Source organism: Antrihabitans spumae (assembly GCF_043944905.1).
In the GTDB taxonomy this organism is placed as follows: Bacteria; Actinomycetota; Actinomycetes; order Mycobacteriales; family Mycobacteriaceae; genus Antrihabitans; species Antrihabitans spumae.
This window is the reverse complement of sequence record NZ_JBIMSN010000087.1, coordinates 1-1,443: the sequence shown is the minus strand read 5'-3', so window position 1 is coordinate 1,443 and position 1,443 is coordinate 1. Positions and strand designations below refer to the sequence as shown.

Here is a 1,443-nt window from a genome sequence, read left to right as displayed (position 1 = left end):
ACCGTCACGCAGCATCAGCTGCATGACCCACGAGGATCTGTCCAAGATCCTTGACACACCTCAGTGCCTTCAGTGCGAGTATCAGTTCGGACGACTCTTTATGGACGTGGAAGCTCAGCTGCAATGGACGTTCGACCGTAATGGTCTGGTATCCGAACTCTTGGCCCTCCATAACTTTTGATATTGATGGCGTTTCGGTGTCGCCCGGCTCGTAGTCAAAATTGGCGTATAGCTCGACGATCTTCCGGATGTCCTCAGCCCTCAACTCCTTGCGCTTCGAGCCGAGCGATTTGCGCATCTTGCCGTACATCTCGGCGGCGTTGATCAGCTGGACCTTGCCCTTCCGATCGGCGGGCTTGTTGTTGTCCAGCAACCAGATATACGTAGAGATGCCGGTGTTGTAGAACATGTCCGTCGGTAGCGCGACGATCGCGTCGAGGTAGTCGTTCTCGATGATCCACTGTCTGATGTTCGATTCACCCGAACCTGCTCCCCCCGTGAATAGGGGTGAGCCGTTAAGAACGATTGCCAGTCGACTGCCGCCTTCACCGTTCCGCACCGGCTGCATCTTCGAGATCAGGTGCATTAGGAACAACAGCGAGCCATCGGAGACGCGTGGTAGCCCCGGTCCAAACCGTCCAGCATGGCCACGTTGTTCGTGCTCATCGGTGACCGCCTTCTGCTGGGTCTTCCATTCGACGCCGAACGGTGGATTCGAGAGCAGGAAGTCGAACTTTCGTCCGGAGTGGCCGTCGTCGACGAGGGTGTCGCCAAGATAGACGTTGTCCACGTCCTGGCCCTTGATGATCATGTCCGACTTGCACATCGCATACGACCGAGCGTTGATCTCCTGGCCGTAGAGCACCGGCCGCGCGCTGGGGTTCATGTCGATCAAGTGGTCGTACGCAGTCGACAACATGCCGCCCGTACCCGCGGCGGGGTCATAGATGGTACGGACGGTGCCGGGCTTCGTAAGTTCGTCGTCGGCGTTGGCGAAAAGAAGGTCGACCATCAAGGCGATGACCTCGCGGGGGGTAAAGTGGTCGCCAGCCTGAGCGTTGTTCGATTCCGCAAACTTCCGAATCAGCTCTTCGAAGATGTAGCCCATGTCGTGCCCGGTCACAACCTGGGGATGCAGGTCGACTGCCGCGAACTCTTTGACGATCAGGTACAGGCGCTCGGACTTCTGCAGATCGGCTATAAGATCGTTCATCCGAAACCCGTCGAAGACATCGCGAATATTCGGCGAGAACCGCGCGATGTAGTCGACGATGTTGTCCGCGACGCCTTCGGGGTCGGCGGTCAGTGACGCAAACGTCCACCGCGACGTGTTGAAGAACGGCAGGCCGAATTTAGACTTGAGGACGACGCCCGGATCGATACCGTGAATCGCCCCGGGTTTGATGCACACCCAGTTATTTGATTCCAGCCTGCTGGCGGGTG

The 1,443-nt window shown here is 57.9% G+C and carries 1 protein-coding gene; it reads right to left on the bottom strand.

The window, feature by feature from the left end:
- Window positions 1–4 precede the first annotated feature (4 nt).
- Window positions 5–1,443, bottom strand: a 1,439-nt coding sequence (locus ACHIRB_RS19410) for a class I SAM-dependent DNA methyltransferase (RefSeq protein ID WP_395127748.1), incomplete at its 5' end; no start/stop codon positions are given.